Raw genomic sequence first — 26,479 nt, forward strand, 5'->3', positions numbered from 1 at the left:
AGGTAAAGTAAAGTGGACGGGGTCCGACCTCATCGACATGGACCAACAGGTTGACGTCGTCGTCGTCGGCGGGGGGTCGACGGGGTGCGGCGTCGTCAGGGACCTCGCGCGGCGGGGGCTCGACGCGGTGCTCGTCGAGAAGGGGAACCTGACGCACGGCACGACGGGGCGAATGCACGGGCTCTTACACAGCGGGGGGCGGTACGCGGTCTCCGACCAGAAGAGCGCGCGCGAGTGCATCGAGGAGAACAGGGTGCTCCGCGACATCGCGGGCCACTGCGTCGAGGAGACCGGCGGGCTGTTCGTCAAGCGCCCGGAGGACTCCGAGGAGTACTTTCAGGAGAAGCTGGAGGGGTGCCGCGCCTGCGACATCCCGGTCGAGGTCATCGACGGGGAGGAGGCGCGGCGCCGCGAGCCGTACCTCGCCCGCGACGTGGAGAAGGCGATCGCGCTCCCGGACGGCGCGGTCGACCCCTTCCGGCTCTGCGTCGCCAACGCCGCCGACGCCCGCGAACACGGCGCGCGGATCGAGACGCACGCGCCGGTGACCGACGTGCTCGTCGAGGACGGCGAGATCGTCGGCGTCGAGATCGAACACGAGACCGGCCCCGGAAAGCGAGTGCACCGAGAGCCGGGGACGACCGAGGAGATCCGCGCGCGCCACGTCGTCAACGCGACCGGCGCGTGGGCGGGCAACGTCGGTGAGATGGCCGGCGTCGACGTGGAGGTGCGCCCCTCGAAGGGCGTGATGACGGTGATGAACACCCGGCAGGTCGACACCGTCGTCAACCGCTGTCGACCGAAGGGTGACGCCGACATCATCGTCCCCCACGAGACCGCCTGCATCCTCGGCACCACCGACGAGGAGGTCGACGACCCCGAGGACTACCCCGAGGAGGAGTGGGAGGTCGACCTGATGATCGAGACGCTCTCGGAGCTCGTCCCCGCGCTGAAGGACGCCCGGACGCTGCGGTCGTTCTGGGGCGTCCGGCCCCTCTACGAGCCGCCGGGAACCGGCACCGAGGACCCGACCGACATCACCCGCGACTACTTCCTCTTGGACCACGGCGACCGCGACGACCTCCCGGGGATGACCACCATCGTCGGCGGGAAGCTGACCACCTACCGCATGATGGCCGAGTCCATCAGCGACCACGTCTGCGACGCGCTCGACCACGAGGCGACCTGCGACACCGCCGACGCGCCGCTACCGGGGTCGGAGAACCCGGCGCGCATGGACGAGCTGATGGACGAGTTCGGGCTCCGGTCGCCCGTGGCGCGGCGCTCGGGGCAGCGGCTCGGCTCGCGCGCCGACGACGTGCTCGACGAGTACGACCCCAACCCCGTCGTCTGCGAGTGCGAGGGCGTCACCCGCGCCGAGGTGCAGGACGCGATCGGCGAGGCCGGCAGCGACCTCAACGCGGTCCGCCTGCGCACCCGTGCCTCGATGGGTAACTGTCAGGGCGGGTTCTGTTCACACCGGATCGCCGCCGAGCTCGCACAGGAGTACCCGGAACCGGTCGTCCGCGACGCCGAAGACGAGCTGTACCAGGAGCGCTGGAAGGGGCAGCGACACGCCCTGTGGGGGCGCCAGCTCTCGCAGGCGATGTTGAACCACCTGCTCCACGCCACGACGATGAACCGCGACGGCGACCCGGCGAACGTCGACGGCGAGGTCGACTTCGGGGCGTTCGACGCCGGCGCCGGCGGAAGCGGCGTGACCGACGAGGGCGCGGGCGCCGCGGCGGCCGACGGCGGTCGCGCAGCGGACGACGCGACGGCCGACGGCGGTCGCGCAGCTGACGACGCGACCGCAGACGGAGGTATCGATGGCGATCGATAGCGACGTGCTCGTCGTCGGCGGGGGGTTGGCGGCGATCACCTCGGCGGTCGCCGCGGCCCGCGAGGGCGCTGACGTGCGCTTGGTCTCGCACAAGTCGAGCACGCTCCGGCAGGCCTCCGGGCTGATCGACGCGCTCGGGTACGTGCCGGCCACCGAGCCCGCGACCCCGCTCCGCGAGGGGCCGCCGACGGCGGGCCGCGAGCTCGACCGCGACGAGTGGCCCGACCCGGAGGGGCCGCTCGCGGACCCCTTCGAGGCGATCGACCGGCTCCCGGAGAGCCACCCCTACCGGGTCCTCGGCGCCGACGCGCTCCGCGAGGGGTTGACCCTGTTCGACGACCTCGTCGGCGACGCGTATCGCGGAGGCCACACCGACAGCAACGCGCTCGTCCCGACGTTCGGCGGGAGCGTGAAGCCGACCGCGCGCTACCCGGCCGCCGCCGAGGCGGGCCTCGCGAGCGACGACCGACCGACCCTGATAGTCGGCTTCCGGTCGCTCACGGAGTACGACGCGCGGGCCTTCGCCGGGCGGCTGGAGGCCGCGGGCGTCCCCTTCGACGTCGCCGGCGCGGAGGTGGAGTTCGCCGAGGCGTTCCGGGCGGACACGAAGGTCACTCGCCTCGCGAAGGCGCTCGACCACGACGAGGAGATCGACGGCGCCCCCGCCCGCGAGGCGCTGGCGAAGGCGGTCTCGCCGCACCTCCACGACGTGGTCGACGAGGCGGGCGGCGTCGACCGCGTCGAGCGCGTCGGTTTCCCGGCGTTCCTCGGCGATCAGGCGGGCGACGCGGTCCGCGCCGAGCTCGCGGAGCGGCTCGGGGCCGACGTCTTCGAGATCCCGATGGGGCCGCCGAGCCTTCCGGGGCTCAGACTGGAGGACCGGCTGTACGACGCGCTCGACGCGGCGGGCGTCCGGTTCGAGACCGGGAACCCGGTCGTCGGGATCGAGACCGAGGCGAACGGCGCGATCGAGACGGTCTCGGTCGACCGAAAGGGGCGCGAGACCCCCTACGGCGCCGACGCGTTCGTCTTGGCGACCGGCGGGCTCGTCGGGAAGGGGCTCGACTCGGACCGGGAGGGCGTCCGCGAGCCCGCGTTCGGGCTCCCGGTCGAGCAGCCGGCGGACCGCTACGAGTGGTTCGTCGACGACGCGTTCGGCGACCAGCCCTACGCGCGGTTCGGCGTGCGCATCGACGAGGACGGGCGCGCGCTGGACGCGGAGGGAGACGCGGCGTACGCGAACGTCTTCGCGGCCGGCGGCGTCGTCGGCGGCGCGGACGTGGCGCGGGAGAAGTCCGCGAGCGGAGTGTCGCTCGCGACCGGCGTAGTGGCGGGGCGGCAGGCGGCGACGGAGGCAACCCAATGACACGACACACGGACGACGGAGACGCGGACGAGGCGAACGGAACGGACGGGGAGCGCAACGGCGACGGCGATCCCGCCGCCACTCCCGGCGTTCCCGAGGCGGGGATCGACGAGCAGCCGTCGATCTTCGTCCCCGACGACGGAGCGGTGCCGGAGGAAGGCGCGGGTGACGGCCCCGGTCCGGCCGCGGACCGCGCCGCCACCGACGGCGGGGTCGAGAGCGCGACCGGCGGGAGCGACTCGCCCGAACTCGACCCCGACGCGTACGACCCGGTCGACGTGTTCCCCGGCGGCGACCTCGACCTCCGGGAGGGCGCCGACTCCTGTTACAAGTGTACGAGCTGTGATACCTCCTGTCCGGTCGCCGAGGTCGACGAGGAGTTCCCGGGGCCGAAGTTCCAGGGGCCGGAGCAGTGGCGACTCAAGCGCAAGGACGACCACGACATCGACGAGTCGATCACCTCCTGTTCGAACTGCATGCGCTGTGACGACGCCTGCCCCTCCTCGGTCCCCCTCTCGCAGATGCACAACGAGGCGCGCGGACAGTTCGTCGAAGAGCAGATGGAGAAGCTCTCCCGGGAGTACATCAGGAACCGCATCCTCTCGAACTACCGCTTCTTCGCGTCCATCGCGAGCAAGGTGCCGCGGCTGGCGAACGCCGCGACGAAGATTCCGGGCGCGATGAAAATCGGCGAGAAGGTGCTCGGGATCGCCGGCGACCGCGAGTTCCCGGAGTTCGCCACGGAGACGTTCCGCGAGTGGTGGAAGGCCCGCGGGGGCGCGCAGGTGGAGAACCCGGACAAACGCGTCGCGTACTTCCACGGCTGCTACTCCAACTACAACACCCCGGAGGTCGGCAAGGCCATGGTCCGGGTGTACGAGCACTTCGGCTACGAGGTACTGGTGCCGCCACAGAAGTGTTCGGGCACGCCGATGTTCGCCAACGGCATGCTGAAAGACGCGCGCCGGCACGCGGAGACGAACGTCGAGAACCTCGTCGAGGCCATCGGTGAGGGCGCGGACGTGATCGCCTCCTGTACCTCCTGCTCGCTGTCGCTGCGCCAGGAGTACCCCGAGCTGTTCGACATCCACGGGATCGAAGACGTCTCCGAGCACACCTACGAGGCGCTGGAGTACCTCCGGATCAACGAGGACTTGGGCGGCGAGCTGGCCGGGACCGAACTCGCCGACGAGCAGGCGTTCGCCTACCACGCGCCGTGTCACGCCCGCAATCAGGGGCTCTCCCGGCAGGCCGTCGAGACGTTCCGCGACGTCGAGGGCGTCACGATGGAGGACGTCGGCGACTCCTGTTCGGGGATCTCCGGCACCTACGGCTGGAAGGAGGAGAAGTACGAGAAGTCGATGAAGATCGGCGAAGAGATGTTCGAGCACATGGAGGACGCCGAGGGCGACGTGGGGATGACCGAGTGTCCGACCTGCGCGATGCAGATGGAGCACGGCACCGGCTACGAGGTCGAGCACCCGCTCCAGCTTCTCGAGGACGCGGTCGGCGCGTAAAATCGCCCGCTGCGGAGCGGTTCAGGCGTCGACCGGCTCTGTTTTTCAGGCGAGATAACCGCGAAGGAACGTTTATTATCCGAACCACCTCACTCTGAGCACGTGACGCTTGTACGGTTCCTCGACCGGTTCGACGGCGACGATCGGTCCATCGTCGTCGTCAACCGCACCGACCCGGACCCCGTGTTGAACATGCTCATCGACACGTTCGGGGAGGGGGCGGTGAACGTGGTCGACGAGACGGTGGTCCCGAGCGGACCTCCCCAACGGAGTCGAGACCCGAACGCCGCGCCGGATCGCTCGGACTCGCACGACGGGCTCACCACGCGGGAGTTCACCACGGATCGGATCGTCGGCCGGAACGGGGAGGGCGTCGGTCCCGACACTCCCGGGGCGTCGGAGCCCGGCGCCGCCGGTCCGGTGATCGACATCGACACGCTCCGGGAACACGAGGACGTGCCTTTCGACGGCGACGACCCCGATGAGCTGGAAAACCTCGCGCTGCTCGTCGATGGCGACGAGGTGATCGCCGGGTCGACGCTCGGCGAGCTCGGTGAGGCGGTGCTGTTCGTGAACTCGGACCTGTACATCACCGGCAGTCGCACCCTCGACGACATCGATCTCCCGTCGGTGATCAGCGGGCTCGCCGACACGACGTTCACGCTGCGCGGGTACCCCGAGTCGAACCGCCAGAAGCTCCTCTTGATCACCATCTCCCGGTTCATCGAGCGGGCCGCCTGGATGGCGGGCGACGGGACGCTCCGGTCCTCCTTCCAGCGCCTCTCGCGGCTCAACGACGAGGTCGGCACGCGGCAGGTGTACGACCGCGTCTCGTCCGCGGGCGTCGACACGCACCTCTACGGGATCCCGGACGACCTCCCGCGCGACCTCGGCGCGGTGATCCACGGCGGCGACACGCCGGACTTCACCGACAGCTGGTTCGTGGTGTACCGCCCGCCGGAGGGCCCGCAGTCGATCGACGCCGACCCCGGCAGCGACCTCAAAGAGGGGATCGAAAACGGCGTCGGCCTGCTCGCGATCGAGACCGAGCCGCGGGTCTGGCGCGGGCTCTGGACGTTCGATCCCGATCGGGTGCAGTCGGTGAACCGGTACATCGAGCGGAACCTGTGACCGGTCGTCCCGGCCCGTGACGGCGTGCGCGGTCGGTTACAGTCCGAGTTCGCGCCCCAACACGACGTGTTGGATCTCGCTCGTTCCCTCGCCGATCTCCATCAGCTTCGCGTCGCGGTAGAAGCGCTGCGGCGCGAAGTCGGTGGTGTAGCCGTAGCCGCCGAGCGTCTGGACCGCCTCCTCTGCCACCTCGCGGGCGGCCTCGCTGGCGTCGAGCTTCGCCAGCGCCGACTCCCGCGTAACCGACTCGCCGGCGTCGTACCTCGCGGCCGCCTTCTGCGTGAGCAGGCGGGCGCGCTCGGTCTGTCGGTGCATGTGGACCACCTTGTCCCGGATCGCGTCGAACTTCGCTATCGGCTTCCCGAACTGCTCGCGCTCGCCGGCGTACTCCTTGGCGGCCTCGTAGGCGCCCTGGGCGAGCCCCACCGAGAGCGCCGCGATAGAGATCCGCCCGCCGTCGAGCGTCTTCATCGTCTGCGTCCACCCCTCGCCCTCCTCGCCGAGCAGCCGGTCCTCCGGGATGCGCACGCCGTCGAGCGATATCTCGCAGGTAGGCGAGCAGTTGAGCCCCATCTTGTCCCAGACGGTCGTCACCTCGAACCCGTCGTCGTTGTCGGGGTCGACGATGAACGTCGAGATGCCGTCGTACCCCGCGTCGGGGTCGGTGACGGCCTTCACCAACACGCTGTTGGCGACGGTCGCGTTCGTGATGAACTGCTTGGTGCCGTTCAGGACGTACTCGCCGGCGTCGGCGTCGTACTCGGCCGTCGTGTCCATGTTCGAGGCGTCGGAGCCGCTCCCCGGTTCCGTGAGCGCCCACGCGCCGAGCTCGCCGCCCTCGGCGAGGGGCCGGAGCCACTGCTCCTTCTGGTCGGCCGTCCCGAACAGCTCGATCGGCTTCGCGCCAAGCGAGGTGTGGGCGGCGTACGAGAGCCCGATGCCGCCGGAGACGCGCCCCAGCTCCTCGGTGACGACGGCGTACATGAGCTGGTCGCCGCCGAGCCCGCCGTACTCCTCGCTCACGGGCACGCCCATCACGTCGAGGTCGTTCAGGTCGGCGAACACCTCGTCGGGGAACCGGTGTTCGTCCTCGATCTCCTGAGCGATCGGGCGGATTTCCTCCTCGCAAAACTCCCGGACGGTGTCGCGGATCATCCGGTGTTCCGCGGGCAGGTCGAAGTCCATGCGCAAGAATTGCGTCGCGCCGGCATAAACGATACGAACGACCGTGATCGATCCTGCGGGCCGACGCGCCGCGCGTTTCGGTCCCGACGTGACCATTTATCACTCCCGACCGTCTCCCACCGTTCATGGAGCTTCGCCGGCTCGTGCGCGGTCGAGTGGACTGGCCCGACATCGAGCGGGTCGTCCGCGAGCTGGCGGACCGGTACGACCGCGACGAGATGCGGGTCCGCTTCCTCGACGCCGACAACTGGCTGTCGACCCCGATGGTGATCGACGACGATCTGTTCGTGAAGGTCGTCACCCGCCAGAACACGCTGGTCCACGCGCTGTTCACCACCGGTCGCAACCTCGGGGCCTTCTCGGCCGGCACCGAGGGGTTCTTCGAGCGCTACGAGACCCCCTACGAGATGGCGCGCCACGAGCTGGAGGCGACGCGGAAGGTCCGCGAGATCGGCGTCAACGCCCCGGAACCGATCGAGGCGCTGGAGGTGGGCGACCTCGGCGTCGTCGTGTTGGAGTACCTCCCCGAGTTCCGGACGCTCGACGAGCTCGACGCCGACGACGTGGCGGCGCTCGCCCCGGCGCTCTTCGCCACGCTCCGGACGATCCACGACGCCGGGCTCGCCCACGGCGACCTCCGCGCCGAAAACGTGCTCGTGCGCGACGGCGACCTCTACGTCATCGACGCGACGAGCGTGAGCGAGGCGGGCCGGGAGTCGGCGCGGTCGTACGACCTCGCGAGCGCCCTCGCCGCGCTGGAACCCCTGATCGGCGCGGCCGACGCCGTCGACGCCGCGCTGGAGAGCTACTCGACCGACGAAATTCTGGCCGCCCGGCGGTTCCTCGACTTCGTCGCGGTCCGACCCGACCACGAGTTCGACGCCGCCGGGCTCAACGGCGAACTCGAGAAGCGGGCGACGTAGGGACGCCGTCGGGGAGGCGGGCTACTCGGCGGCCGCGTCCGGCGTCTCGTCGGGCGCCCCCGCGCGCTCTCGGCTCACGGCCCAGATCCCGACGGTCATCAGCGCGCCGCCGAGGAGGTACCCCGACCCGAGCGCCTCGCCGAGCAGCGCGGCGCCGAGCGCCGCCCCGACCGCGGGCTGTGCGAAGAAGAAGACGGCGACGGTCCCGGCGGGCACGTACTCCAACCCCTTGTACCAGAGGTACCACGCGGCCGCCGTCGACGCCACACCGAGGTACAGGACGGCGGCGACCGACTCCGCGGTCGCCGGGATCTCCGCCGGCGAGAGGCCGAGATACCACAGCTCGGCGGCGGCGAGCGCGCCGAGCATCGGGACGCTCGCCAGCGAGGAGTACGTCGCCGCCCGCAGCGCGCCGTGGCGCCTGACGGCGGGCACCCCCCAGACGGTGTAGCCGGCCCACGTCGCGCTGCCCGCCAAGAGCAGGGCCACGCCGAGCGCGTTGCCGGCGGCTATCGATCCGAGTTCGTACTGGCCGGCGATGACGACGGCGGTCCCGACGCCGGCGGCCGCCATTCCGCCCGCCTTCGTCGCCGTGACGCGCTCGCCGAGCACGGCCGCGCCGAGCAGCACCGTGAACACGGGCGTGAGAACCGTCAGGAGCGACCCCTGGCTGGCGTTGGTCAGCTCCGTGCCGACGAACTGGGTCGCGACCGTCAGCGTCACCCAGCCGCCCAGCGCGATGAACGGCCGCCACTCCTCGCGGGAGGGCGCAGGGCCACCCCGTCCGGCGACGACCAGCCAGAGCGCCCCGGCGCCGACCGCGACGCGCAGGAAGCCGAGCGTCACCGGCGGGATCAGCTCGAACCCCCACTTGCTGACGACGTACATCCCGCCCCACAGCGCCGCGGCTGCGAGGGGAGCGAGCGCGAACGCGTATCGGCCGACGCTGGGTGACATACGAGTTCTGAAGGGGAAAGGGGTCGCTGGGGCGTCTCAGCCGCCGAGATACAGCTGCGAGACCTCTTCGTCGTTGAGCAGTTCCTCCGGCGTCCCCTCGAACCGGACCGTCCCCTGATCGAGGACGTACCCCCGGTCGGAGATGCCGAGCCCTTTCGTGACGTTCTGTTCGACCATCAGGATCGCCGTGTCCATATCGTTGACCTCCTGGACGTCCTCGAACACGTCGTCGGCGGTGTTGGGCGCGAGCCCCGCGGACGGCTCGTCGATGAGCAGCACGTCGGGCTCCATCACGAGCGCGCGGGCGAACGCCAACACCTGCCGCTGGCCGCCGGAGAGCGTCTTCGCCTTCGCGGTCCGCTTCCGATCGATGATCGGGAAGCGGTCGTACAGCGTCTCGATCACGTCTTCGAGGCCGCCGTCCCGGGCGACACCGCCCATCCGGAGGTTCTCGTCGATCGTTAACGAGCCGAACACGTTGTCGGTCTGGGGGACGTAGCCGATCCCCTCGCGGACGATGTCTTCGGGCGCCATCCCGCCGATATCGCGGCCGTGGTACTCGACCGACCCCGTCCACGGCGTCAGCATGCCGAACGCCGTCTTGAGGACCGTCGACTTCCCGGCCCCGTTCGGCCCGACGAGACAGACGATCTCGCCCGGATCGAGCCGGATCGAGAGGTCGTCGAGCACCTGCACCTCGCCGTACCCGCCGTCGACGTTCGACAGCGAGAGCACGGGATCGGATCCGTCGGTGGCCCCTGCGGGCCGGGTGGTGTCGTCGCTCATGTGCCGCCTCCGAGGTACGCGTCGATGACGCGATCGTCGCTGCGGACCCCCTCCGGTGTCCCCTCCGTCAGGACGTGTCCCTGATCTAAGACGACGATCGGGTCGGCCAGGTCCATCACGAACTCCATGTCGTGTTCGATCAGCAGGAACGTCGTGCCCTGCTCGTTGAGCCGCCGGATCTGGTCTTTGAGCTTCTTCGCGAGCGTGGGGTTCACGCCCGCCACCGGCTCGTCGAGCAGCAGCACCTCCGGCTCGGCGAGCATCGCCCGCGCGAGCTCGACGAGCTTCATCTGCCCGCCGGAGATGTCGGTCGCCGGCTGGGTCGCGAGGTGGTCGATCTCGAACTCCTCTAAGATCCGCTCCGCCTCGGCGAGGTTCGCCGACTCGCTCTCCCCGACGGCCCCCGGCGCGGCGAACAGCTTGAGAAAGGACTCCCCGGGCTGTTTCCGCGGGCCGACCAGCATCGCCTCGCGGACGGTCATCCCCTCCAGCTTGCGGGGGGTCTGGAACGTCCGGATGAGCCCGTGGTCGGCGACCTCGTACGGCTCCATCCCGGTCACGTCGGTCCCGTTCACCTCGACGGTCCCGCCGTCCGGCTCGTAGAAGCCGGAGATGAGGTTGAACAGCGTCGACTTCCCGGCGCCGTTCGGGCCGATGAGCCCGGTGATCGTGCCGCGCTCGACCGCGAAGGTCGCGTGGTCCGTCGCGGCGAGGCCGCCGAACGACTTCTGGAGGTCGTCGACGCGGAGGACGGCGTCCTCCTTCGGGAGCGCGCCCTCACTCATCGCCACCACCCCCTTTCTGTTCGCGGACGCCGCTGTCCGGCGGCTCGGGGGTTCCGCCCCCGTCGACCGCGCTCGGCCAGATCAGCTCTCGCTGCGGCGGGAGGATCCCCTGCGGCCGGTAGCGCATGACCGCGACGATCACGACGCCGATCAGCAGCAGCCGCAGCGGCGCGGGGTCGATCGGGAGCGCCACGTCGTTGAGGAAGCGCGTCCCCTCGCGGATGGTGACGATGACGATGCCGCCGAACAGCGCGCCGCGGTTGGAGCCGCTGCCGCCCAAGATCACGGCGACCCACGCGTAGAACGTCGTGATCGGGTCGAGATCCCCCGGCCCGACGTAGAGGTTCAGGTGGGTGTAGAACACGCCCGCCAGCGCCATGATCAGGCTGCCGAGGATGAACGACTGCATCTTGAACGAGTAGGTGTTCTTGCCGAGCGCCCGCGCGAGGTCCTCGTCCGATCGGATCGTGCGCAGTACCCGTCCCCACGGCGACCGGTGGGCGCGGCGCAAGACGAGGAACGCCCCGCCCGCGAACGCGAGCACGAGCGCGACGTTCAGCAGCGACTGCCAGAACGCCGTTTCGAGGAGGATCGGCGATCCGGGGATCACCACCAGCCGGAGCCCCGGCATCGCTTCCGGGAACGACGAGAGCACCGGCCACCCCTGGAAGAAGCTCGGGATGCCGCGTAACCCCGCGCTCCCGTTGGTCAGCCAGCGCTCGTTGAGGACGATCAGCCGCACGACCTCCGCGAGTCCGAGCGAGGCGATCGCGAGGTAGTCGGCCCGGAGCCGGAGCGTCGGGATGCCGATCAGGAGCGCCAGCACGAACGCCACGACGAGCGCGACGACGAGCCCGACGAGCGGGTTGAATCCGCCCGCGATCGGCGAGCTGTCGGCGGTCATCAGCGCGGAGCCGTACGCGCCGACCCCGAAGAACGCGGCGACGCTGAAGTTGATCAGCCCGGTGAACCCCCACTGGGCGTTCAGCCCGAAGGACAACAGCGCGTACATCCCGGCGAGGCCGACGAGGAACAGGAAGTACGTCGGCCCGAGCGCGCCGGTGAGCAGCGCGGCGAGCAGGAACAGCGCGAACGCGGCGCTGACGCCGAGCACCCACGTCTCGGGGCGACTCAGGTCCGCCACCGCCTCCGTCACGCCGTCGAGGGCGCTCATATCGCCCCCTCTCCGGCGATCCCGTTCGGCCGGATCAACAGCACGGCGACCATGATCACGAACGCGATCGCGTTCGCGTACTCGATGCTGATCAGACTCTCAAGCAACCGTTCGAGCCAGTTCGGGGCGATCGGGAGCGCCCCGACCACGTTGGAGAAGAACGGCGTTAGTTGGTTTATCATGCCGATGAGGAAGCCGCCCGCCATCGCGCCGTAGACGGAGCCGATGCCGCCGAGGATCACCGCCGCGAAGATGACCAGCAGGAGGTTGAACCCCATCCGCGGCGAGAGCTGGTTGAACAGCCCGAGGAACACGCCGCCCGCGCCGGCGAGGCCGGCGCCGATGACCCAGGTCCAGAGCTTGACCCGCTTCGTGCGGATCCCGCTGACCCGCGCGAGGTCGGGGTTGTCCGCCATCGCTCGCATCTTCCGACCGAGGTCGGTGTACTGCAACAGGACGTGAAGCCCGACGACGAGCACCGCCGCCGAGGCGACGATCGCCACGTCGTGGAGCGTCACCCGGATACCGTACGGGAGGAGCGCCTCGATCGGGCGCAGCGTCTGGATGTCGAACCGGGTGAACCCGGAGCCGAACCGGATCTGGATCACCGCGCGGTAGATGAACGCGATCCCGATCGAGGTGATCAACAGGCCGATCGAGTCGACGTCGAGCGGCTCGTAGATGAGCTTCTCGGTCCCCACCGCGACGACCGCCGCGACGACGATCCCGACGACCAACGCGAGGAAGAAGCCGTACGGCAGCCCCAACACCGCGCCGCCGAGCCCCCCGACGGCGCCGAACGTCACGAGCGCCGTGTACGCGCCGATCGTCATCGTATCGCCGTGCGCGAAGTTGGCGAAGTCGGCGATGCTGTACACCAGCGACAGCCCGATGCTGCCGAGGACGATGATGCTGCTGAAGACCAGCCCGTTAGCCAGGTATCCGAGGACGGTCATCGGTCGGGATCAGCCTTCGATGAAGTCGATGCCTTCGTACGCGTGGTCTTGGACCTCCAAGACCTGAAGGAACCCGACCGGGTCACCGTTCTCGTCGAAGTCGATGGGACCGCTGACCCCCTGGTAGTTGACGTCGTCCGGTCCGCCGCCGTCGGCGAGGATCTCGCTGGCGGCCTGGAAGGAGGTCACTTCCTCCCCGTCGGGGCCGGAGACGCGCCGAACGGTGTCGTTGAGCGCCGAGCCGGTGAACTCGTCGGCGGCCTGGATCGCGAGCGCGGCGTTGATAACGCAGTCGTAGGCGTACGCGGCCCACGAGGTCGGCTGCCGGCCGTACTCCTCCTCGAAGTCCGACGCGAACGACTGGTAGTTCTCTTCCTCGATCGGCGCGGAGGGGACCACGATCTTCATGCCCTCGATACTCCCCTCCGGCGTGTTCTCGATCACGTTGTCGCCGGAGACGGAGTCGGCGCCGTAGAACTGCGCCTCGTACCCCGACGAGTACACCTCGTTGACCATCGTCGCGAACTCCGCCTGGTAGGTGATGAACAGCCAGGCGTCCGCGCCGGAGCTGTCCATCTCGGAGATGACCCCCGAGTAGGACTGCTGCTCCTGGTCGTGCGGGTTGTTGTACGCGATCTCCCCGTCCCACGCGTTGACGAACGCGTCGGTGAGGCTCTGCCCGTAGTCGTTGTTGACGTAGGTGATCGCCACCTCGTCGTAGCCGTCGTCGGCGATGAGGTTCGAGAGCGCGAGCGACTGGCTGCGGCCCGACGGCGACATCCGGAGCAGCCCCGGGAAGTCCGTGAGGTTGAGCCCCGTCGAGTTCTGGCTCAGCTGGACGACGTCCGTCCCCTCGACGACGCTCTCGTAGATGGCCAGCGAGACGCCGGAGCCGACCGCGCCGATGAGGAACGGTACGCCGTCCTGGTTGACGAGCTTCTGGGCGGCGGCGATCCCGCCCTGGTTCTCGCTCTCCGAGTCCTCGACGACGATGTTGAGGTCACGCCCGTCGATGCCGACCTCGTTGACGCGTGACAGGGCGAGGTTGACGCCGCGCTGATTCCGCTCGCCGAACGCCGACAGCGACCCGGTCTGCGAGTCGACCATCCCGATCTCGTAGGCCGCGGTCGAATCGCCGCCGTCGCTCCCGTCCGACCCGTCCGACCCGTCCCCGCCGTCCTCACCGTCGCTCCCGTCCGATCCGTCGGACCCGTCTCCGCCGTCGTCGGTCGTGCTGAGACAGCCCGCGAGGGCGGCGACACCCGCTCCGCCCGTCAGTTTCAGCAGCGTTCTCCGGTCGGCTAGGTCCATGTTATTCCGTGGCATATGTTTCCTGTAGTTCCCGTAGTCGTATGGGCATCTGAAACCCTACCCGTCCATGGTCGGTCGAGGCAGATATTACCTCTCACGTGGTGTAATATTTGCGATCGGAGTTTTATTCGAAGAGGTATCGTGAAATAATTGGTCGGGTGCCCTTATATCCCCGTCGGGGACCCTGGTATCGCTATGATTCCGCCCATCGCGAGCAACTTCGTCGCCGGCGAGACGCCGGAGGAAGCGCTCGCGCACGTCGAATCTCTCAACGAGCGGGGCGTGGCCGGCATCCTGAATCTTCTCGGCGAACACTACGAGGAGCGGCCACCCGCCGACGGCGACGCGGACGCGTACGTCGATCTCGTCGAGTCGATCGCCGAGCGAGACGTGAACGCCTGCGTCTCCGTGAAGTCCAGCCAGATCGGGCTCGACATCGGCGACGACGCCTTTCAAGAGAACCTCGCTCGCATCGTCGAGGCGGCCAACGCCCCCGAGGCGACCGGTCCCGACGGAACCGGCACGTTCGTCTGGATCGACATGGAGGACCACGAGACCACGGACGTGACGCTCGACGCGTTCGAGCGCCACGCGACCGCGACCGACGGCAACGTCGGAGTGTGCGTGCAGGCGAACCTGAAACGCACGCGCGACGACCTCGAACGGCTCGCCGACCTCCCCGGGAAAGTCCGGCTGGTGAAGGGAGCGTACGACGAGCCGGCGTCGATCGCGTACACCAAGAAGGCCCGCGTCGACGAATCGTACCGCGAGTGCCTCGCGTACATGTTCGAGGCGTTCGACGACGGGGTCGCGGTCGGGAGCCACGACCCCGCGATGATCGACTACGCGGGGGAGCTCCACGCGGAACACGGTACGCCCTACGAGGTCCAGATGTTGACCGGCGTCCGGGAGTCGGCGCAGTTCGACCTCGCGGCCGACCCGAACGTCGACGCCGAGGTGTACCAGTACATCCCGTACGGCACCAAGTGGTTCTCCTACTTCTACCGCCGGATCCGGGAGCGGAAGTCGAACGCGCTGTTCGCGCTGCGGGCGGTCGTCGGTCGCTGAGCGCCCCCGGTCAGGGGTCGACGGTCACGGGTCCAACAGCTTCGACTCCGCCTTCCGCAGGTGTTCGAGCAGCGTCGTCTTCGACACGTCGAGATCGTCGGCCAGCTCGCGCGTGGACGCCTCGCGGGGCCATTCGTAGTACCCGGCTTCGCGGGCGTGCTCGTACACCTCCCGCTGGGTCGTCGTGAGCGTGTCGAGCCGCTGCTCGCGCGGCGACTGGCCCGGCTGTCCCGACGACGACATCGACTGCACGGACACCTCCGCGCCCGCGCTCTCTTGCACCGCGTCGAGCGACTCCCGGATCTCCGTGCGCTCGCCGACGAAACACACCTGCCACTCCTCCCGGCCGTTCTCGATCCTGACCGGGGCGCTGTGGACGAACCCCTGTTCCAGAAGCTTCGGACACATCATGTCGGAGGGGTCGTACTCCAGGAAGAACTCGCGCACGACGTTCCCGGGCGCGTCCCGAGCGCGCCCGAACCGCTCTTGCAGTTCGAGGAGCTCCCCCGACCGGTCCGACGCACGAATCGCGTCCAGCAGCGCCTCCACCTCTTCGTTCGTGTCCGCGAAGGCGGTGAACAGCCCGTTCACCGAGTTCGGCGCGTCACCATCCGCCTTCGGCGAGTTGTAGATCGCGTGAGCGAGGACGCCGCCGTCGGTCTGACGCGTCGCCTCGATCGCCCAGCAGTTCGGGTGCCACAGGTCGAGCGTGAGGCGGGTTCCGGACCAGTTCTCGGCGCCGCTCGGGTCGGTGATAGCCATTGACACCGTATCAATGGCACCGCATCACAAAGACTCTGCCGACCATGGTCGGGTGGGATATTTGGACGTGCCAGCGGGAAGCACCGTCCATGTCGGACGCATACCAACACTACATCGACGGCGAGTGGGTGTCGGGCACGGGCTCGGAGACCTTCGAGAGCGAGAATCCGGCGACCGGCGAGACGCTCGGAACGTTCGAGCGCGGGACCCCGGAGGACGTCGAGACGGCGGTCGACGCCGCCGACGAGGCCTTCGAGGAGTGGCGCGAGCTCTCCCGGATCCAGCGCGCGGAGTACCTCTGGGACGTGTACCACGAGCTGCGCGAGCGGACCGACGAGCTCGGGCAGGTCGTCACCAAGGAGTGCGGCAAGGAGATCTCGGAGGGGAAAGCCGACGTGGTCGAGGCCGCGCACATGGTCGAGTGGGCCGCCGGCGACGCGCGCCACCCGAAGGGCGATATCGTCCCCTCGGAGATCCCCGCGAAGGACGCGTACATGCGCCGGAAGCCGCGCGGCGTCACCGGCTGTATCACGCCGTGGAACTTCCCGGTCGCGATCCCCTACTGGCACATGGCCATCGCGCTGGTCGAGGGGAACACCGTCGTGTTCAAGCCCGCCGAGCAGACCCCGTGGTGCGCGCAGATCATCGCGGAGATGTTCGACGACGCCGGGATCCCCGACGGCGTGTTCAACATGGTCCAAGGGTTCGGCGACGCCGGGAACGCGATCGTCGAGCACGAGGACGTGGAGACGGTCGTGTTCACCGGCTCCGCCGAGGTCGGCCACCACATCCAGGACAAGCTCGGCGGCGTCCCCGGCAAGCGCGTCGCCTGCGAGATGGGCGGCAAGAACGCGATCGTCGTCACCGAGGAGGCGGACCTCGACATCGCGGTCCACTCCGCGGTGATGTCCTCGTTCAAGACCACCGGTCAGCGCTGCGTCTCCTCCGAGCGCCTGATCGTCCACACGGACGTGTACGACGAGTTCAAAGAGCGGTTCGTCGAGGTCGCCGAGGACGTCTCCGTCGGCGACCCCCTCCAGGAGGACACGTTCATGGGGCCGCTCATCGAGAGCGAACACTTCGAGAAGGTGTCCGAGTACAACGAGCTCGCGCGCACCGAGGACGTGAACGTGCTCGTCGACCGGACCGATCTCGACGACGACGAGATCCCCGACGGCCACGAGGACGGCCACTGGATCGGGCCGTTCGTCTACGAGGCCGACCCCGACGCCGACCTCCGCTGTACCCACGAGGAGGTGTTCGGGCCGCACGTCGCGCTCTTGGAGTACGACGGCGACATCGAGCGCGCGGTCGAGATCCAGAACGACACCGAGTACGGGCTCGCCGGCGCCATCGTCTCGGAGGACTACCGGCAGATCAACTACTACCGCGACCACGCCGAGCTCGGGTTGGCGTACGGGAACCTCCCCTGTATCGGCGCGGAGGTCCAGCTCCCGTTCGGCGGCGTCAACAAGTCCGGCAACGGCTACCCCTCGGCCCGCGAAGCGATCGAGGCGGTCACCGACCGCACCGCGTGGACCCTGAACAACTCGAAGGAGATCGAGATGGCGCAGGGGCTCTCCGCAGACATCAAGACGAAAGACGACTAGGCGTCTCCGCCGACGGCGACCCCCGCGTTCCGGAGCGCCGCGAGGACGGCGGCCGGCGACGACGCGGCCGCCAGCGCGCCCCGCGCGACGAGCCGCGTTCGGGGGCGCCCCACCGGCTGTGACACCGACTCCGTTCCGAGCAGTCCGGCCTCGACGAGATCGCTTTTTATCCGACTGAACGTCGCCGCGCTCCCGATCCCCGCGTCCTCGCAGGCGCGCCGCAGCTCGCGGTCGATGGCGCCGCGCCGCGCCCCCGCGGCGTACGTCCGAACCCGCGCCCCGCCGCGACCGAGCGGCTCATCGCCGGCGTCGAGCAGGCGGACGGCCTCGGCCGCGACCGCCGCTCCGCATCGGGCTCGAATCGCTCCGTACAGCCGGTGGCGGCTCGGCGTGCGGAGCCGCACCGACTCGGCGTCCGCGACGAGGGGTTCGTAGCGGTCGCGGAGCGTCGCGTCGGTGCCGATCCGGCACCACGCCGCCTCCTCCTCCTCGCCGTCACCGTCTCGCGCGCGCACCGCCGGAACGAGCACGCACCCGTCGGCTCGCCCCGCGAGGACGGCGTTCGGCTGGGGATCGGCGAGCGTCAGCAGGTCCCAGACCTCGGCCTCCGCGAGCGCCGCGAGCCGGCTCGCCGGGCGGATCCGATCGGCGAGCGCGCCGACGACCGACTCCCTCGCTAACACCGTGAGCGCCGGGAGGTCGGTGGCCGACGAGAGCGGGTCCTCGGTGCCGCGCGCGCCGGCGCGCAGCGCGTCGAGGTCCGGTTCGACCGCCGCGGGCGAAGCGTCTCGGTAGGCCGCGACGAGGGCCGCGAGAAGCTGCGGGTCGGGGTCGACGACGACGGGGTCCGCGAACGACCCGATCGACACCGCCCCGTCAGCCAGCGGGAGGACCGGGCGTGAGACAGTCGCCACTGCACAGTCGGTGTGTCGCGGTCGAAATAAGCGTGGTGACGGACGATGCCCCTCCAGAGGCGACCCTCCGCGGCCGACGGTCGGGTCGCGGAGCGCCCGTCAGGCCACCTGCACCCGAGTGACGTGCCCGCCGCAGCCGCACTGTTCGACGTACTCGGGGTCGAGGCCGTACTCCCCTTCGATCGCGTCGTAGAGGAACTCCTCGGGGTGACCGAGCTCCCCGTGTGTGACCAAGTTGACGTGGTTGCCCGCCGTCGTGTGGTCGATCGCCGCCAGCGCGTCGCGGACCGCCAGGTCGGCGTCGTCGGCGTAGCGCGGCGCCTCGAGGTTCGCCGACCAGGAGTTGTCGTGGACTTCGTCGGTGATCGGTTCGGCCGTCTCGTCGTGGTCGTGGGTGTCTGGTTCGCTCATGAGTGGTATGTCTGCGGGTTCGGCGCCGGTTCCGCGTCGGTCTCGGCGTCGAGGTCCCCCTCGTCGTCGTCGCTGTCCGCCGCCCGCTGGTCGTCCGCGTCGCCGCCGGCGTCCTCTCCGCTCCCTCCGTCGCCGGTCGTGTCGCCCTCGTCGCCCTCGTTGGTCCCGTCGTCGAGCGGGCGGTTCGGGAGGTCGTCGACGAACTCCCGAACCACGGTCCGTTCGACCCGCTGAAGCGTCTCGCTGCACGTCGACTTCGCGATTCCGACGTGGTCGGCCACCTCGGTCAGCGTGGACTGCCGCGGCACGTCGTAGTACCCCAGCTCGACGGCCGCGAGCAGGAGCTCCTGCTGGCGGTCGGTCAGCAGCCGGACCGGGTCGACGCGCTGCCGGACGCGCTCGACCTCGTACTCCAGCCCGAGCTCGTCGAAGCGCTTCCCGAGCGCCGCGACGCGCGCGTGTTCGCCGGTGACGTCGACTTCGGCCACGCCGTTCTCGATGTCGAGCGGCATCTCGATCGGGAGCCCCGAGCGCTTCGCGGCGACCAGAAGCACCGGGGCGTTCGTCTCGATCCGGACGGTTGCGACCCCGTCGCCCCGCGCCATCACCGACACCTTCGACAGCGCGGCGTGATCGCGCATCTCCGCGAGCACCGCGTCGACGTCGCGGGCGGTCAGTCTGATGAGCGCGAAGCCGGCGCTCTCGTCCGGCACCGCGGTGAGCACGCGGAACCCGGCGTCCGGGAAGCCGCGCGACACGTCAGCTATCCACGGTCCGTCGGGTAAATCGACTAGGAGGCGTGCCTGTGGCATGGGTGATCAGTGGGTGGGGTCTGGGGTGGTCATCGGTGTGCGATCGGTACGGCTCCGAACCGGTCGGCGCTGCCGTGGGACGCTACTCCACGTAGATTGCGCCCTTCATGCCGACCGCCTCGTGGGGCGTGCAGACGTAGGTGTACGTTCCGGAGTCCTCGAAGGTCTGCTCGAAGGTGTGGCCCTCGTCGCCGACGGTGTCGCTCTCGAACGCGCCCTCCGTGGCGGCGACGTTGTGGCTCCCGCCCTGCCCGGTCCACTCCCAGACGACGGTCGTGCCGGACGAGACGGCCACCGCGGCTGGCCCGAAGGTGAGCCCGTCGTTGGCGCCCACGCCGACGGTTACCTCGTCGGCGTCCCGCATGTCGACCGTGCCCTCGTAGTTGCTCACGTCCTCGAAGAAGCCGTCGTAGTTCGGCTCCTCGGAGAGGTACTCTCCGCCGCCGCTGCCGCCGTCGGAGCCGTCGGAATCATCCGACCCGTCGGAGCCGTCCGACCCGCCGGAACCGTCCGAGCCCTCGTTCCCACTGCTGCCGCCACAGCCCGCCAGTGCGATGGTCGCGCCGACCGCAGCAGTCGTCTGAACGAACGTACGCCGGTCGAGTGTGCGTCGGGTCATGCAACACGACATAGGGGAGTAGGGGGAATACCTTCGGCGGGAATTCCCGCCGCGTAGGGGTTCACACCGAACAGTTCGGCCGGGAGTATAAAAGGGAGCGCGAGCGGTCGAGCAGGTCGCCGCGCTCACTCTCGTTCGATCCTGACGCGCCACTCGTCGTCGTCGACGCGCTCGGTCTCGTGGGCGAACCCGCGGTCGGCCAGCACGTCGTAGAGGGGTTCCGGCTCGAACCCGTTAATCAGGAGCAGCGAGTCGTCCGGACCGAGCTCGTCGAGCGCGTCGCTGATGACCGGGAACGGCGGGGCGTCTCGGTCGCGAACGTCGAGGACGGATTCGTGCTCTGTCATCGGTCCGCCGGTACGACCGGTCTCTGCATGGTCGTTTGCGGGAACATGTTCGACCGAGACCGGCGCGGTCAGAACGGCGCCCCCGGATCGGCGGGCGAGTCGCCGCGATCGCTCGGAGCGCCACCCGCGCCCGCGAGGCCGCTCCCCTCCGACGGCTCCGGCTCGCCCTCGCCGGATTCCATCTTCGCGAGCCGCTCGTTGACGGCGTCGCTCCCGTCGAGCGAGGCGTCGACGCGGACGCGGACCAGGTCGTAGCCGTGGGTGTCGACCGCGTCGAGCGCGCGGAACGCCCCCACCGCGAGCGGCTCGGCCTGCGGGCAGAAGGCGGTGGTCGGGGTGAACTCGGCCCGGAGCGTCGCGGGGTCGTCGGCTTCCGCCGCGTACCGGAACCCCGCGTCGGTGTGTCGCGGGTCGCGGTTGAGCCGCGCGAGGTTGTAACCGAACGTGGCGTCGTACACGCCGTACTCCTCGAAGGCGTCCGCGACCGTCCGATGGAGCGCGACGTGTTCGCGCCCGTCGAGCACGTCGTGGTCCGCGAGGAAAGCGCCGGGCGTCGGGATGTGCTCGGGGACGAACGCGTCGGCCGGATCGAACTGGGGCTCGGCACCCCCGAGGAAGCTCATCGGTCGCCCTCCGCTGGATTTCCGACGGCATTTCCCGTCTCGCCGCCCTCTCCCGCCCAGATCGCCGTGATCACCGCGTCGTCGGTCTCGACCGTCTCGTAGACGTAGCCGCGGTCGTCGAGTTTCGGGTAGAGGAACTGCGGCGCCCGATCGTTGCGCTGGACCAGCACGGCCTCGTTCGGGAGGTCGGCGAGGAGTTCGAGCGTCCGCCGCAGCGGTTCCGGTGGGCCGAGCGCCCGAACGTCGAGCGTCTCGACGGGTCGCTCCGCGGGCGCGTCCGTCCGTTCGAGCGCGGTGGTCTCCAGTTCCATGCGCGACAGTCGGGCCCCCACTTCCGCGTAGTTTGTTCCGAACGTGTTCGGGGGTTGTTGTCCCGACCGGTCGGCGCTGCCGACCGCCGTTCCTCTCGACCTCTCTGACCACCACTACCCCCGAACACGTTCGTGCGTACCCACAGGGCCGGTCGGGACGTACGCGCACACATGCGAGGCGTTCCCGGCGATCTCACGACTTCGACGCGCCCGCCGACCACGATCCCGCTCCGGCACTTCCTCGTCGCGTTGGCGTTCCTCGTCGGCGGCGGCGGGCTCGCGCTCTGCCGCGTCGCGGGTCTGGCGGGAGCGGGCGCCGGCCTCGGCGGGATCGCGGTCGCGCACCTGCTCCTCGTCGGCTGGGTGTGTCTCACGATCATCGGCGCGATGACGCAGTTCGTCCCCGTCTGGTCGGGCGTCGAGATCCACTCCGAGCGGCTGGCGACGCTCCAGTTGGTCGCCGTCGCGGTCGGCGTCGGCGGGTTCGCCGCCGGCCTCTGGCTCGGTCGTCCGGGCGACGCCGCGCTCATGGCGGGCGTCATGGCCCTCGGGATCGCGGTCTTCGCGTACAACGTCGCCCGGACGCTGTGGCGCGCGCGCCCCTTCGACACCACCGAGGCGCACTTCGCGCTCGCGGTCTTGTTCCTCGCGCTCGCGGCCGTCCTCGGCGTGACGCTCGCCGCGGACTATCGGTGGGGGGTGCTCGCCGGGACCGGGCTCTCGCGGCCCGCGGTCGTCGACGCGCACGTCACGCTGGCCGTCCTCGGCGCCGTGGTGACGACCGTGATCGGGGCGCTGTACCAGCTCGGGCCGATGTTCACGCAGACGGACGCGCTCTCGGTCGAAACGCGCGCTGCGCGGGTCGAGACCGCGGCGTATCCGGTCGGCGTCGGCGCGCTCGCGGCGGGACGGCTGGTCGAACAGGCGGCCGTCGCCGCGGTCGGCGGACTGCTCGTCGCCGGGGGCGTGGCGGTCGCGGGCGCGATCCTCCTCCGGCGGATCCGGAACGCGACCGGCGCGGCGACTCCGATGCTCTCGCGGTACGCGGTCGTGGCCCTCGCGTCCCTCGCGTGGAGCGCGACCGCGGCCGCGACGTGGGTCCGGTCGCCCCTCGGCGCGGGCGTCCGGTTCGGTCACCCGGCTGTCGGCCCCGTCCTGCTCGGCGCGCTCGTCGGGTTCGTCGTCGTCGGGAGCCTCTACCACGTCGTCCCCTTCATCGTCTGGCTCGATCGGTACGCCGACCGGGTCGGGCTGGAGCGCGTGCCCGCGATCGACGACCTCTACGGCGCCCGGACCGCGACGGTCGACCTCGCCGCGACTCTCGGGGGCGCCGTGCTGGTGCTCGCCGCCGCGGTCTCGCCCGCGGTCGCGTCGTTCGGGGGAGACTGGCCGCTCGCCGACGGCGTCGGCGGGACCGTTCACGTGGCCGGCGGGGCCCTCATCGTCGCCGGCGCGCTGCTGTTCGCCGGCAACATGGCCGACACCGTGCGCCGGCACGGCGGCCCGGAGCTGCTCCGTCGCGCCGGGGAGGGGTCGGCGACGGAGACGCCGGAGGCATCGGACGCGTCGGAGCGGTAGTCTCAGAGAGCGGTGTTCGGCGGCGGGCGGTGGTGTGTCGCGCGGCGGACAGTGACGCGCGGCGTCAGAGCGTGCCGTGTGACAGTGTGAGACGTAACGGCAGGTGTCGGGTGCGGCTTAACCCCGTTGAGCCCCAAGATGTTCGTATGACCACACAATCGCAGGATCGGCTGCTCGGAATCGCGGTTGCCTCCCTCATCGCAGCGTTCGGGGGCGACCTCCTGGGGATGTCACTCCTCGTCACGGTCGGGGTCGCGAGTTTCTTCCTCGCCGTGGCGGCGCTGCTGGCGCTCATGACGGCGTCGCTTGTCGTCGGGCTCAGCCAGCTCTCCGGCCCGGACATGCACGCTCCGGTCCCGGCCGAGAAGGCTCGTTTCCCGACGCTCGACGAACGCTGAGCTGACGGCCTTCCGAACACCGAAAGCCGCGGTTCCCTCGGCCTAACCCCTTTTCAAATCCGTTTCGCACGCATCGCGACGGCGACGACCTCGGTCCCGCTCACCCCTGTTCGGGACGAGCGCTCGCTCGCGCTCCCGCAGTCGGGGCCGTGCCCACTGGACCGTTGGCGAGCGGAGCCGAATCGGTGGGTTCGACCCCGCTCCTGATCACGACGGTCGAACCCCGGATAGCTGGCAGCGAACTGTTCGGGGCGTTAACGGCCGTCCCCGAACGCCTGCGAGAAGAGCGTGTCCGTCACGGCTCGGAGGTGTTCCGAGACCGTGGACTTTGCGAGGTCGAGATCCGCCGCGATCTCCTCCGCGGAGGCGCCGTCGCCGTTGAAGTACCCTTTCTCGGCCGCGACCGACGCGATCTCCGCCTGCCGGTCCGTCACGCCGGCGAGATCGATCGGGACGACGTCGCGACAGTCCCCGTCCGCCGCGCTCCGATCGCCGCGGTCGACGCACAGCCGGCGCAGTTCGACGCCGAGCCCGGCGTCCTCGCACTCGTCGACGATGGCCTGGAGCTCCTCGTGGCCCGTCAGCACGAACGAGAGGCGCAGCTCGCCCTCCTCCATCTCGGTCCGGCGCGGGGAGACCGGGAAGTTCGCGAACGCCGACGGGAGCCCGCCGCACGAGCACCCGTCGCAGGCGACGTCACCGGGTGGGGGAGATGCGGACGAGGGCGCCGACGGACGGGCGGCGTCGGCTCCCGGATCGGTCTCCGGCGCGCCGATCGCTACGCCGCCGTCGGTCGCGGGGCGCGCACAGGTGATCTGGTAGCGCCCGTGCGCCTCGCCGCCGAACTCGACCAGATCGAGCCCGCTCGGCGGGTCCGTCGGCGGATCGGGAGCGACGAACTCGACGCGGGCGTCGTCGGGGTCGACCCGGAACGATTCGACCGGCGTGTCAGACGAGAGCGCGGCCACGGGACAGCCCTCGCAGGCGGATACGGCGAGTTCGACGTGGATCCCGTTGGTCATACCTGCAGATTGGGGCGCAACACCGTATATAACGCCGAGCGGTTTCCAACCCGATGAAAACGCGTGTCTGCGGAGCAGACGCCGCCTGCGGTCGATTCTCCCGCGGTCCGTTCCGGTGGGCGCGCCCTTTTGTCGTCACGGATAGAATCGGGGGCCATGCCGCCGCTCGAACTCCCGCTCGGCCTCGGTACGTCCGGGCTCGACGACCCCGCGGAGTGTCGCGACACGGTCACCGCCGCGCTCGAAGCGGGGTACCGCCACGTCGACACCGCGCAGATGTACGACAACGAAGTCGCCGTCGGCGAGGGGATCGCCGCGGCCGACGTGGACCGCGACGACGTGACCGTGGCCACGAAGGTCCACCCAGACAACCTCGCGCCGGAAGCCGTCCGCGAGACCGCCCGCGAGAGCCTCGACCGACTGGGGCTCGACCGCGTCGACCTGCTGTACGTCCACTGGCCCACCGGGGCCTACGACCCGGACGCGACGCTGCCGGCGTTCGACGCGCTCAGGGACGAGGGCGTCACCGATCACGTCGGCGTCTCGAACTTCACGCCGGCGCTGCTCCGGGAGGCCGATCGGATCCTCGACGCGCCGATCGCCGCCCACCAGGTGGAGTGTCACCCGCGGTTCCAGCAGCCGACGCTCCGCGAGCTCGCGGCCGAGTTCGACCACCGGCTCGTCGGCTACTCCCCGCTGGCCCGCGGGGACCTGTTCGACGACGACGCGTTCGTCGAGATCGCCGAGCGCCACGACCTCCCGCCGGCGGTCCTCGCGCTCGGGTGGGCGCTCGCTCGCGACGTGACTCCGATCCCGAAGGCGACCGGCGACCACGTGGCCGAGAACCTGCGCGCGGTCAACGTCGAGATCTCCGAGGCCGCCCTCGACGCGGTCGACGCACTGGAGCGCGGCGAGCGCCGGCTCGACCCCGACGACGCGGCGTGGAACCGGTGACGCGCCCGTAGAACTCGTTTTCAGACCGCGTCCAGCCGCGCCCGCAGTTCGGCGTCCGCCCGCTCGACGAGCGACTCCAGCGGCTCGTCGAGATACGGGACCCACTGGTCGACGAACCCCGAACGCCCGAGCATCCTGATGACCTCGTACACCGGCCGCCGCTCGGCGAACCCCGGTGGGAGCCCGCCGGCGCGGTCGCGGTATCCGTTGTAAAATGCGTCCGCGTACCGCTCCGGTCCCCTGCTGTCGAACCCGTTGAGAAGCTGGTCCTCCGCCCGGACCAAATCGCGAGCCGGGTCGCCGACGTGCGCGAGCTCCCAGTCGATCGGGACGATCCCGTGCGGGCCGCCGTCCGTCCCCGAACCCCCGTCGTCGACCGCGAACAGGTTCGGCATCGCCACGTCGCCGTGGAGCAGCGCGGCCGGGGCCCCCGCTAGTCGCTCCCGGTTCGCTTCGACGCAGTCGAACACGGCGTCGTAGTGGTCCGCCAGCCGCTCCGAGGTGCCGATCTCGCGGGTGCGCTCGACCGTCGCGCGGAGCACGTCCGGCCACGGGGCCCGATCGAGATCGAGGCCGCCGTCCGCGTCGCTTCCGACGATCTCCCCGTGAGCCGCGAACCGCGTTGCGTGGAGCGCCGCGAGCGTCGCGCCGACGCGCCGGAGGAGCGCCTCCCGACGCTCCTCTCCGGCGTCCTCCCAGACCCCGAGCAGCTCGCGGCCCGGCGCCGGCGCCGTGACGAGATACGGCACGGACGCGTTCGGGTCGCCGGCCACCACTGCGGGACCCGCCACCGACCGCTCCGCGTCGAGGTACCGGAGCACGGCCAGCTCGCGGGCGATCCGGGTGCCGTCGTCGTCGACCGCGACCTTGCAGAACACGCGCTCCCCGTCGGCGAAGGCGACGCCCACCGTCTCGTTGGCGCCGTTCCACGACGGACCGACCCCGAACGTCCGGTCGATGGACCGCCCCGGGAACGCCCTCCCGAGCGCGGTCGCGACCCTCTCGTCCATGAGTTTCAGTCACGCACGGCTGATATTAAGAATTCTGCCACTAATTCGAATATTTGAAATAAACTGACGGTAATACTGCGGGGATATCGGGAGAAGAGCGGATTAA

27 protein-coding genes are annotated in these 26,479 nt (G+C 70.1%); 10 read left to right on the forward strand and 17 right to left on the reverse strand.

Translation table 11 applies throughout. From position 1 onward, the window contains the following. Positions 1–37: 37 nt before the first annotated feature. The 4 genes from glpA (at position 38) to ACT4MF_RS13630 (ending at position 5,857) form a co-directional block, all read left to right on the forward strand. Positions 38–1,843, forward strand: coding sequence for an anaerobic glycerol-3-phosphate dehydrogenase subunit GlpA (gene glpA / locus ACT4MF_RS13615; protein ID WP_444683011.1), 1,806 nt, complete (start codon positions 38–40; stop codon positions 1,841–1,843). After that, on the forward strand, positions 1,830–3,209 hold the full coding sequence (gene glpB, locus ACT4MF_RS13620) for a glycerol-3-phosphate dehydrogenase subunit GlpB (protein WP_444683012.1): 1,380 nt from the start codon (positions 1,830–1,832) through the stop codon (positions 3,207–3,209). Before glpA ends, glpB begins: the two co-directional genes overlap by 14 nt. Further along, complete coding sequence (locus ACT4MF_RS13625; RefSeq protein ID WP_444683013.1) at positions 3,206–4,726, forward strand: anaerobic glycerol-3-phosphate dehydrogenase subunit C; 1,521 nt, start codon at positions 3,206–3,208, stop codon at positions 4,724–4,726. Before glpB ends, ACT4MF_RS13625 begins: the two co-directional genes overlap by 4 nt. A gap of 102 nt (positions 4,727–4,828) precedes the next feature. Further along, positions 4,829–5,857 (forward strand): hypothetical protein, encoded by a 1,029-nt coding sequence (locus ACT4MF_RS13630; protein WP_444683014.1) that lies wholly within the window; start codon positions 4,829–4,831, stop codon positions 5,855–5,857. A gap of 36 nt (positions 5,858–5,893) precedes the next feature. Here ACT4MF_RS13630 and ACT4MF_RS13635 read toward each other — a convergent pair whose 3' ends face one another. After that, positions 5,894–7,042 carry an acyl-CoA dehydrogenase family protein gene (locus ACT4MF_RS13635; RefSeq protein ID WP_444683015.1) on the reverse strand — a complete coding sequence of 383 codons (1,149 nt, stop codon included), beginning with the start codon at positions 7,040–7,042 and terminating at the stop codon, positions 5,894–5,896. Between the two features lie 125 nt (positions 7,043–7,167). On the opposite strand from ACT4MF_RS13635, the gene ACT4MF_RS13640 reads away from it, so the two are divergent. Continuing rightward, positions 7,168–7,965, forward strand: coding sequence for an RIO1 family regulatory kinase/ATPase domain-containing protein (locus ACT4MF_RS13640; protein WP_099255396.1), 798 nt, complete (start codon positions 7,168–7,170; stop codon positions 7,963–7,965). A gap of 21 nt (positions 7,966–7,986) precedes the next feature. On the opposite strand, the gene ACT4MF_RS13645 is transcribed toward ACT4MF_RS13640, so the two are convergent. From ACT4MF_RS13645 to ACT4MF_RS13670, 6 genes are read right to left on the reverse strand one after another with little or no spacing between them, the layout of a single operon-like run. Continuing rightward, complete coding sequence (locus ACT4MF_RS13645) at positions 7,987–8,922, reverse strand: DMT family transporter (protein ID WP_099255397.1); 936 nt, start codon at positions 8,920–8,922, stop codon at positions 7,987–7,989. Between the two features lie 36 nt (positions 8,923–8,958). Beyond that, a complete protein-coding gene (locus ACT4MF_RS13650) occupies positions 8,959–9,708 on the reverse strand; it encodes an ABC transporter ATP-binding protein (RefSeq protein WP_099255398.1) in 750 nt (249 codons plus the stop codon). Next, positions 9,705–10,493: an ABC transporter ATP-binding protein gene (locus tag ACT4MF_RS13655; protein WP_099255400.1), complete on the reverse strand. Its 789-nt coding sequence runs from the start codon at positions 10,491–10,493 to the stop codon at positions 9,705–9,707. The genes ACT4MF_RS13650 and ACT4MF_RS13655 overlap by 4 nt, the downstream gene beginning before the upstream one ends. Further along, complete coding sequence (locus ACT4MF_RS13660) at positions 10,486–11,667, reverse strand: branched-chain amino acid ABC transporter permease (RefSeq protein WP_444683016.1); 1,182 nt, start codon at positions 11,665–11,667, stop codon at positions 10,486–10,488. Before ACT4MF_RS13660 ends, ACT4MF_RS13655 begins: the two co-directional genes overlap by 8 nt. After that, positions 11,664–12,623, reverse strand: coding sequence for a branched-chain amino acid ABC transporter permease (locus ACT4MF_RS13665; protein ID WP_444683017.1), 960 nt, complete (start codon positions 12,621–12,623; stop codon positions 11,664–11,666). The genes ACT4MF_RS13660 and ACT4MF_RS13665 overlap by 4 nt, the downstream gene beginning before the upstream one ends. Positions 12,624–12,632: 9 nt before the next feature. After that, positions 12,633–13,934: an ABC transporter substrate-binding protein gene (locus ACT4MF_RS13670; protein WP_180271863.1), complete on the reverse strand. Its 1,302-nt coding sequence runs from the start codon at positions 13,932–13,934 to the stop codon at positions 12,633–12,635. A 195-nt stretch (positions 13,935–14,129) separates the two neighbouring features. Between ACT4MF_RS13670 and ACT4MF_RS13675 the strand changes: the two genes are divergently transcribed. Then, positions 14,130–15,002 carry a proline dehydrogenase family protein gene (locus ACT4MF_RS13675; RefSeq protein WP_444683018.1) on the forward strand — a complete coding sequence of 291 codons (873 nt, stop codon included), beginning with the start codon at positions 14,130–14,132 and terminating at the stop codon, positions 15,000–15,002. 24 nt (positions 15,003–15,026) lie between these two features. Here the strand turns inward: ACT4MF_RS13675 and ACT4MF_RS13680 are convergent, their stop codons facing one another. Further along, positions 15,027–15,764, reverse strand: a complete 738-nt coding sequence (locus ACT4MF_RS13680; RefSeq protein WP_099256731.1) for a helix-turn-helix domain-containing protein — start codon at positions 15,762–15,764, stop codon at positions 15,027–15,029. Positions 15,765–15,853: 89 nt separating this feature from the next. Here ACT4MF_RS13680 and ACT4MF_RS13685 point away from each other — a divergent pair, with 89 nt between their 5' ends. Then, positions 15,854–17,374: an aldehyde dehydrogenase family protein gene (locus tag ACT4MF_RS13685; protein WP_444683019.1), complete on the forward strand. Its 1,521-nt coding sequence runs from the start codon at positions 15,854–15,856 to the stop codon at positions 17,372–17,374. On the opposite strand, the gene ACT4MF_RS13690 is transcribed toward ACT4MF_RS13685, so the two are convergent. From ACT4MF_RS13690 to ACT4MF_RS13720, 7 genes are all read right to left on the reverse strand, one after another. Continuing rightward, the gene (locus ACT4MF_RS13690; RefSeq protein ID WP_444683020.1) at positions 17,371–18,288 is read right to left on the reverse strand and encodes a transcriptional regulator TbsP domain-containing protein; all 918 of its coding nucleotides are present in this window, start codon (positions 18,286–18,288) and stop codon (positions 17,371–17,373) included. The two genes, ACT4MF_RS13685 and ACT4MF_RS13690, sit on opposite strands and share 4 nt — an antisense overlap. Before the next feature lie 99 nt (positions 18,289–18,387). Further along, positions 18,388–18,699 (reverse strand): CGCGG family putative rSAM-modified RiPP protein, encoded by a 312-nt coding sequence (locus ACT4MF_RS13695; RefSeq protein ID WP_099256726.1) that lies wholly within the window; start codon positions 18,697–18,699, stop codon positions 18,388–18,390. After that, positions 18,696–19,457, reverse strand: a complete 762-nt coding sequence (locus ACT4MF_RS13700) for a helix-turn-helix domain-containing protein (RefSeq protein WP_444683021.1) — start codon at positions 19,455–19,457, stop codon at positions 18,696–18,698. Before ACT4MF_RS13700 ends, ACT4MF_RS13695 begins: the two co-directional genes overlap by 4 nt. A 136-nt stretch (positions 19,458–19,593) precedes the next feature. Continuing rightward, positions 19,594–20,130, reverse strand: coding sequence for a halocyanin domain-containing protein (locus tag ACT4MF_RS13705; protein ID WP_444683022.1), 537 nt, complete (start codon positions 20,128–20,130; stop codon positions 19,594–19,596). Positions 20,131–20,255: 125 nt separating this feature from the next. Next, positions 20,256–20,477: a DUF2249 domain-containing protein gene (locus ACT4MF_RS13710; protein ID WP_099256717.1), complete on the reverse strand. Its 222-nt coding sequence runs from the start codon at positions 20,475–20,477 to the stop codon at positions 20,256–20,258. Between the two features lie 68 nt (positions 20,478–20,545). Beyond that, the gene (locus ACT4MF_RS13715) at positions 20,546–21,100 is read right to left on the reverse strand and encodes a DUF7998 family protein (RefSeq protein ID WP_444683023.1); all 555 of its coding nucleotides are present in this window, start codon (positions 21,098–21,100) and stop codon (positions 20,546–20,548) included. Continuing rightward, complete coding sequence (locus ACT4MF_RS13720; RefSeq protein WP_444683024.1) at positions 21,097–21,411, reverse strand: DUF2249 domain-containing protein; 315 nt, start codon at positions 21,409–21,411, stop codon at positions 21,097–21,099. The genes ACT4MF_RS13715 and ACT4MF_RS13720 overlap by 4 nt, the downstream gene beginning before the upstream one ends. Before the next feature lie 171 nt (positions 21,412–21,582). Here ACT4MF_RS13720 and ACT4MF_RS13725 point away from each other — a divergent pair, with 171 nt between their 5' ends. Further along, positions 21,583–22,989: a hypothetical protein gene (locus ACT4MF_RS13725; RefSeq protein ID WP_444683025.1), complete on the forward strand. Its 1,407-nt coding sequence runs from the start codon at positions 21,583–21,585 to the stop codon at positions 22,987–22,989. Positions 22,990–23,135: 146 nt separating this feature from the next. Continuing rightward, complete coding sequence (locus tag ACT4MF_RS13730; RefSeq protein ID WP_444683026.1) at positions 23,136–23,387, forward strand: hypothetical protein; 252 nt, start codon at positions 23,136–23,138, stop codon at positions 23,385–23,387. A 254-nt stretch (positions 23,388–23,641) separates the two neighbouring features. Here ACT4MF_RS13730 and ACT4MF_RS13735 read toward each other — a convergent pair whose 3' ends face one another. Beyond that, entirely contained in the window at positions 23,642–24,409 is a 768-nt protein-coding gene (locus ACT4MF_RS13735; RefSeq protein ID WP_444683027.1) for a helix-turn-helix domain-containing protein, read from the reverse strand. Between the two features lie 156 nt (positions 24,410–24,565). Here ACT4MF_RS13735 and ACT4MF_RS13740 point away from each other — a divergent pair, with 156 nt between their 5' ends. Next, positions 24,566–25,363, forward strand: a complete 798-nt coding sequence (locus ACT4MF_RS13740; RefSeq protein ID WP_444683028.1) for an aldo/keto reductase — start codon at positions 24,566–24,568, stop codon at positions 25,361–25,363. A 20-nt stretch (positions 25,364–25,383) separates the two neighbouring features. On the opposite strand, the gene ACT4MF_RS13745 is transcribed toward ACT4MF_RS13740, so the two are convergent. Beyond that, positions 25,384–26,373: a phosphotransferase family protein gene (locus ACT4MF_RS13745; RefSeq protein WP_444683029.1), complete on the reverse strand. Its 990-nt coding sequence runs from the start codon at positions 26,371–26,373 to the stop codon at positions 25,384–25,386. Positions 26,374–26,479 lie beyond the last annotated feature (106 nt).

The organism is Halorubrum sp. FL23 (assembly GCF_052439115.2).
In the GTDB taxonomy this organism is placed as follows: Archaea; Halobacteriota; Halobacteria; order Halobacteriales; family Haloferacaceae; genus Halorubrum; species Halorubrum persicum.

Excerpts from the sequence above, each read along its gene's own strand:
- glpA (WP_444683011.1), top strand. The coding sequence starts at position 38 with ATGGACCAACAGGTTGACGTCGTCGTCGTCGGCGGGGGGTCGACGGGG.
- glpB (WP_444683012.1), top strand. The coding sequence starts at position 1,830 with ATGGCGATCGATAGCGACGTGCTCGTCGTCGGCGGGGGGTTGGCGGCG.
- ACT4MF_RS13625 (WP_444683013.1), top strand. The coding sequence starts at position 3,206 with ATGACACGACACACGGACGACGGAGACGCGGACGAGGCGAACGGAACG.
- ACT4MF_RS13635 (WP_444683015.1), bottom strand. The coding sequence starts at position 7,042 with ATGGACTTCGACCTGCCCGCGGAACACCGGATGATCCGCGACACCGTC.
- ACT4MF_RS13640 (WP_099255396.1), top strand. The coding sequence starts at position 7,168 with ATGGAGCTTCGCCGGCTCGTGCGCGGTCGAGTGGACTGGCCCGACATC.
- ACT4MF_RS13645 (WP_099255397.1), bottom strand. The coding sequence starts at position 8,922 with ATGTCACCCAGCGTCGGCCGATACGCGTTCGCGCTCGCTCCCCTCGCA.
- ACT4MF_RS13650 (WP_099255398.1), bottom strand. The coding sequence starts at position 9,708 with ATGAGCGACGACACCACCCGGCCCGCAGGGGCCACCGACGGATCCGAT.
- ACT4MF_RS13655 (WP_099255400.1), bottom strand. The coding sequence starts at position 10,493 with ATGAGTGAGGGCGCGCTCCCGAAGGAGGACGCCGTCCTCCGCGTCGAC.
- ACT4MF_RS13660 (WP_444683016.1), bottom strand. The coding sequence starts at position 11,667 with ATGAGCGCCCTCGACGGCGTGACGGAGGCGGTGGCGGACCTGAGTCGC.
- ACT4MF_RS13665 (WP_444683017.1), bottom strand. The coding sequence starts at position 12,623 with ATGACCGTCCTCGGATACCTGGCTAACGGGCTGGTCTTCAGCAGCATC.
- ACT4MF_RS13670 (WP_180271863.1), bottom strand. The coding sequence starts at position 13,934 with ATGGACCTAGCCGACCGGAGAACGCTGCTGAAACTGACGGGCGGAGCG.
- ACT4MF_RS13675 (WP_444683018.1), top strand. The coding sequence starts at position 14,130 with ATGATTCCGCCCATCGCGAGCAACTTCGTCGCCGGCGAGACGCCGGAG.
- ACT4MF_RS13680 (WP_099256731.1), bottom strand. The coding sequence starts at position 15,764 with ATGGCTATCACCGACCCGAGCGGCGCCGAGAACTGGTCCGGAACCCGC.
- ACT4MF_RS13685 (WP_444683019.1), top strand. The coding sequence starts at position 15,854 with ATGTCGGACGCATACCAACACTACATCGACGGCGAGTGGGTGTCGGGC.
- ACT4MF_RS13695 (WP_099256726.1), bottom strand. The coding sequence starts at position 18,699 with ATGAGCGAACCAGACACCCACGACCACGACGAGACGGCCGAACCGATC.
- ACT4MF_RS13705 (WP_444683022.1), bottom strand. The coding sequence starts at position 20,130 with ATGACCCGACGCACACTCGACCGGCGTACGTTCGTTCAGACGACTGCT.
- ACT4MF_RS13710 (WP_099256717.1), bottom strand. The coding sequence starts at position 20,477 with ATGACAGAGCACGAATCCGTCCTCGACGTTCGCGACCGAGACGCCCCG.
- ACT4MF_RS13715 (WP_444683023.1), bottom strand. The coding sequence starts at position 21,100 with ATGAGCTTCCTCGGGGGTGCCGAGCCCCAGTTCGATCCGGCCGACGCG.
- ACT4MF_RS13720 (WP_444683024.1), bottom strand. The coding sequence starts at position 21,411 with ATGGAACTGGAGACCACCGCGCTCGAACGGACGGACGCGCCCGCGGAG.
- ACT4MF_RS13725 (WP_444683025.1), top strand. The coding sequence starts at position 21,583 with ATGCGAGGCGTTCCCGGCGATCTCACGACTTCGACGCGCCCGCCGACC.
- ACT4MF_RS13730 (WP_444683026.1), top strand. The coding sequence starts at position 23,136 with ATGACCACACAATCGCAGGATCGGCTGCTCGGAATCGCGGTTGCCTCC.
- ACT4MF_RS13735 (WP_444683027.1), bottom strand. The coding sequence starts at position 24,409 with ATGACCAACGGGATCCACGTCGAACTCGCCGTATCCGCCTGCGAGGGC.
- ACT4MF_RS13740 (WP_444683028.1), top strand. The coding sequence starts at position 24,566 with ATGCCGCCGCTCGAACTCCCGCTCGGCCTCGGTACGTCCGGGCTCGAC.
- ACT4MF_RS13745 (WP_444683029.1), bottom strand. The coding sequence starts at position 26,373 with ATGGACGAGAGGGTCGCGACCGCGCTCGGGAGGGCGTTCCCGGGGCGG.